We start from the raw sequence: 4,753 nt of genomic DNA on the forward strand, positions 1-4,753 counted from the left end.
GGCGTGGGCAGTTCCAAGCCGTTCTGTTTGTTCATGCACGTTCACGTTGGAAACGATCGAACGGACTGCTGCCTCGACCTGATCGCCACCCTTTCCCACAACCAGCGCGATGTCGCGGACACCCGCGCCATGCACGGCCTTGGCGACGTGGGCGACGATAGGGAGACCCGCAATGTTGTGGAGTACTTTCGGCAGGGAGGATTTCATGCGCGTGCCCTCACCGGCAGCGAGAATAACCGTGAGGCAAGAACGTGGTGTCATGTCGGACTTCCAGGTCAGTTGGGCTAAAGGTAAAGGCAATATCGTGGCTAATCATGACACGTTATTGGTTTCCAACATGGAAACTTCCGTCTGTTTAGCCGAGTTGGCCGAGGATGGGAAATGTTTCGAGAAGCCAGAACGAGAATGTCTGCAAGCCGCCGGTCAGAAACAGGATACCGGTCAGTACCAGCAGGCCGCCCATCAGCTTTTCCACCTTGCCAAGATGCATGCGGAATCGCGCTAGAAAGCGCATGAACATCCCGGAAAACAACGCGGCGACGATGAAGGGAATGCCGAGACCGAGCGAATAGACGGCGAGGAGCAGCGCACCGTCGGCAACGGTGTCACGGGCTCCGGCCAGCGCCAATATCGGTCCGAGCACCGGCCCGATGCACGGCGTCCATCCGAACGCAAAGGCCAGCCCCATGACATAGGCAGCGAACGGGTTGGCGGGCGCTCCCTGGGTCTGGAACCTTGCCTCCCGCGAGAGAAATGCAAGGCGGAATACGCCGAGAAAGTTCAACCCCATGAGAATGATGACGATGCCTGCGGCGATGGCGATTTCCTGTTGCCACATGCGCAGGAAGCCGCCGATGGTCGATGCGCCAGCACCGAGCAGTACAAAAACGGTCGAAAAGCCGAGAACAAAACAGAAGGATGACAGAAGTAGCGYCTGCCGAACCGGCGAGATTCGCGCCGCGGCTTTATCAGAGCGAAAATCCTCAACCGTCACACCGGCCATATAACAGAGATAGGGCGGGACGAGGGGCAGGACGCAAGGAGAAAGGAAAGACAGAGCGCCGGCGCCGGCAGCAGTCAGGTATGATACATCAAGCGCCATCCGCGCTCCTTCACTGGCATTTTTGTCCGTGCGGTGGATTAAGCCGAATCTCCTTGAAATTCCAATCACCTTTTCGCCAGTTTGGCGGCAAAACCTATCCTAATTATGTTCTATACCGCCTGGCCGAGGGTGCTTTCGGCCAAAAATTACAAGAACAGCTGAAAACAAGGCTTTTGTTGCGAAAACCCTGCACATTAGATGTTGACCGATTGGCAAGTCGCACCTATGTTCCGCCGCACTTCCCGAGGCCACCGAGCTGGCTTCGTTTGGGAGCGCGTAGCTCAGCCGGTAGAGCAACTGACTTTTAATCAGTAGGTCCGGGGTTCGAACCCCCGCGCGCTCACCATTTAAGCCACTAAAAATCACTTGCAATTCAATGACTTAGACGAAATTGCTACCTTCGTCAACGCGACGTTTTGACTCCCCAAGGCCCAATTTTGGCGCTTCGGGCGCAGGTCGGGCGCAAGAATCGCCCTCAAAGTCATTTTGAATCGATTCATTTCACCGAAAATCATAAAAACTGACGCTTAATCAGTAGGTCTAAACTGCTCAGTCAGTAGGTCTCAGCCGGTAGTTTTTCGCTCAAACTGGCCGTCGTGATGGCAATATTTGGCTATGAGAATGGTATTGCTCGTTAAGTCTCGCCAACCAAAAAAGCCCGCCGCCGAGGAAGGTGACGAGCTTTCGACCGAAGAGAAGTTAAAGGCCGCTCTGGAGGATCGCGTCAAGGACGCCGTAACGGAAAAAGATCGCGCCATCGCGGAGCGCGATCTTGCGGAGTATACAAAGCTTGTTCGGAAATGATGCCCACCGAATCACAGGGAGTGGATTGGGGTCAATACAGATCGRCTTTATCCACAACATATTGATAACATGCTGAATTAGCTAGGAATTATCACAAGATTTGGTATTTACAGCAATTTGCCTGCCATAGTACAAATGCAGAACCAAAGAATGATCTTTGGTGAGCATAGAAAGGCAGGTGAATTTAATGAGTAAGATTGGCCGCAACGCAGGGAACGGGAGGTTCACGCCGGTGAAAACCGCCAAGGACCACCCGAAAACCCACGTCGTCGAAACGATCAAGCCGACTAAGAAATAGTTGGTTTTGATCATGGGCTGGGCGGTTGCTTTGGAAGGGAGCCGCCCAGCCTTTTCTAAGCGTATTCGCTCGCGCTGTCACCTATCTTTACAAATTTATCAATCATCGCAGCCTGGCTTGATTCCGAATGGTTGGCGGCCCTAGCAATACGCTCTCGGGCAATCTCGAAGTATTCGGGCAACTGCTCCATGCCGATGAACCGGCGACCAGTGTTCATGCAGGCCACGCCTGTCGAGCCACTACCCATCGTGAAGTCGAGAACGCCGTCGTTAACGTCTGTGTACGTGCCGATAAGATCCTCAAGCAAGGCCACGGGCTTTTGTGTTGGATGATGCCCATCATAGTCTTTGCGATACTGGAGTACGTTCGATTTGAATTTCTGGCCTTCCTGTAGATTGAAACGCCGACTGAAGCGGCTATCGGTCGCTAACATCTCGCCGTACGTCATGAACCATGGCTGRCTTTCCAGTTTGTATTTCTCGGTGAGTTGACGGTACGTCTCTTCTGTACAAAGACCGAACTGCATGGAGTCCGTCCTGAAAAAATGGCAAACGCCTTGATGTCCTAGATCCGAAAATACCTCGCTCTTAGGTTTTCCGATGTACTTCACGACCGCTTCGGCATAACGCCGCAGTGGGTTCCGGCACTGGGTGTCGTACTTTTTGAAGAAGACAACGATGTCTTCAAAGTAAGAAACTGGGGCCTTCTTAGCGATTAGGGCGTTCGCGAAATGATCTTTAACCCAGGCTAGTCGGTAGCTGAAGGGAAGGTTTCCATGAGCCTCAGTGATCATTCGGCTTGTGTAGGGCTCCTGGCTGAACAGTAGCAAGGCGCCGTTGGTTCGCAAGATCCGTTCGCTCTCCAAGAAGATTGCTGCCGGATCAAGCGCCGTGTCCCACCCTGTCTTTCCTTTCATACCATGGCTTAGGTCGCCTCCGCTCGCAATCCCGGACACGGTTCCGTACGGCGGGTCAGTGAGGATGAGGTCTACGCTGTTGTCAGGGGATGGATTTCATCAGCTCAAGGCAGTCGCCGAGGTGAAGCTCGAACCTATCAGATCTCATAAGTCTCCAGCCATGTTGGTTCATGGCTTGAATGATTGTTGTCACGTCGTGCGCGAGCATCGCGATAAGGCGTGAGTTAGAGTGAGGCTATTGTGCCTGATCTGCTCAAAAATGAGCAAGCGCTTTTGATGAAATCCGTGGTTACGCCATTTGGTGCTTTTCCAGTCACGGCTACGGCGCTAAGGGTGGATGGTTCACTGTTGGCAAAGGCACAAATGAGCAAAGAGGGTGATCACCACTACGTTCCTCAATTCCACTTGCGCAAGTGGGAAGGGGTGGATGGAAAACTCATGCAGTGGGGACGAATTGGACATAACGGCAAGCTGATCTGTAAGTCAGTCGCGACAGCCGGAACTGGCTACGTGCCAGGCTTGTATTCCCTGCATGGGGTCAATCCCAAACACGTTCAGCAGATTGAGACCGAAGTCTTCGGACGTATCGAATCTAAAGCGAAGCCGGTGATGGACAAGCTCATCGAGAAAGGCGTAACCGGACTCACCATAAACGAGCGCTACTTCTGGGCGTTGTATCTGAACGCGGCAATTATCCGGGTGCCTCATGTCGTTGAAAAAGTTAAAGCTGGATCGGAGAAACTCTTGGCTGAAGAGCTTTCTCGCGATATCGAGGAATACAATGATGTGAAGGGCGACGCTCAGGAGGACAGTCTGTTTGAATGGGCAAAAAATCACGCCCCTGCTCGACTAGCGAATTCTGGACTTAGTGTCCTCGTTAAACTCATAACCGATAGCAAACCGATCGATCGCATTGTTCGCCTGACCTGGTTGGTGCGCGATCTGTCGTCGTCCAATAAACGACTGATGCTTGGCGATGACCCTTTCGAGCGAATAAACGAGTTATATAAGCCCCGCACACTGATATCCATCCCGCTGTCGCCGACTCATGTATTCTTCGGAACTGACGCGCATGATGTGGTGGAGCGGATCAGCCGGATGACGCCATCCGAGATAATAAGGGCGAGCAATATCTCAACACTGACAACAGCCAAGAAATTTGCATACGGGAGTGCCGAGCCCGACTTCGTAGATAAGTATTTGCTGCGATCTACGAAATCTTAGATGTGGAATTTCCGTCTGGCCTTCCTTGCTTGGATGGCCGCCTTTTGCCGTTGATACCGGATCACAGGTGCCCTCTCTGGCAAACCACGAAGATGCGCCAAGCTGCCCGACCCCCGCCAGCGTCACTCGCATTCGGCACCAGCCTGGGCCGCAACGCGGATCCACTGGACTTGTTCCTTTCGTGGAAGACATCGTCAGAGCGCGCTACCGGCCTCTTTACAGCGGTCTCGAACCGGGTTTGGACGACGAAAGGAATGGTAGCGAGCGTCAGTGGCGAGCGGGCCACTTCAGGCGCAGAATCACAACTAATCCCGTGGCCGAACGGCACATCCGACACGTACGAAACTACATGTTTCCAATTACGTTGTTTTAGCCTGGGCAAGGTATGGGAACGGCCACGGTAGTGGCA

Annotated in this window: 5 protein-coding genes and 1 tRNA gene; 3 read left to right on the forward strand and 3 right to left on the reverse strand. The window is 53.2% G+C overall.

Annotated elements, in window-relative coordinates:
- A partial coding sequence (locus ACXJ5O_RS19270; protein ID WP_457301303.1) for an NTP transferase domain-containing protein occupies positions 1-261 on the reverse strand: 261 nt, incomplete at its 3' end.
- 94 nt (positions 262-355) lie between these two features.
- Positions 356-1,102, reverse strand: a complete 747-nt coding sequence (locus tag ACXJ5O_RS19275; protein WP_457301304.1) for a cytochrome c biogenesis CcdA family protein — start codon at positions 1,100-1,102, stop codon at positions 356-358.
- 270 nt (positions 1,103-1,372) lie between these two features.
- Here ACXJ5O_RS19275 and ACXJ5O_RS19280 point away from each other — a divergent pair.
- Both ACXJ5O_RS19280 and ACXJ5O_RS19285 read left to right on the forward strand, forming a co-directional pair.
- Positions 1,373-1,448: transfer RNA gene (locus ACXJ5O_RS19280), tRNA-Lys, on the forward strand.
- A gap of 275 nt (positions 1,449-1,723) precedes the next feature.
- Entirely contained in the window at positions 1,724-1,906 is a 183-nt protein-coding gene (locus ACXJ5O_RS19285; RefSeq protein ID WP_457301305.1) for a hypothetical protein, read from the forward strand.
- Between the two features lie 353 nt (positions 1,907-2,259).
- Here ACXJ5O_RS19285 and ACXJ5O_RS19290 read toward each other — a convergent pair whose 3' ends face one another.
- A complete protein-coding gene (locus ACXJ5O_RS19290; RefSeq protein WP_457301307.1) occupies positions 2,260-3,186 on the reverse strand; it encodes a DNA-methyltransferase in 927 nt (308 codons plus the stop codon).
- A gap of 174 nt (positions 3,187-3,360) precedes the next feature.
- Here ACXJ5O_RS19290 and ACXJ5O_RS19295 point away from each other — a divergent pair, with 174 nt between their 5' ends.
- Positions 3,361-4,344: a DUF4238 domain-containing protein gene (locus ACXJ5O_RS19295; protein WP_457301306.1), complete on the forward strand. Its 984-nt coding sequence runs from the start codon at positions 3,361-3,363 to the stop codon at positions 4,342-4,344.
- Positions 4,345-4,753: the final 409 nt, after the last annotated feature.

The sequence above is a fragment of the Phyllobacterium sp. P5_D12 genome (assembly GCF_054049495.1).

Bases quoted from the DNA above. Each gene is read 5' to 3' on its own strand.
- ACXJ5O_RS19285 (WP_457301305.1), top strand. From the start codon at position 1,724: ATGGTATTGCTCGTTAAGTCTCGCCAACCAAAAAAGCCCGCCGCCGAG.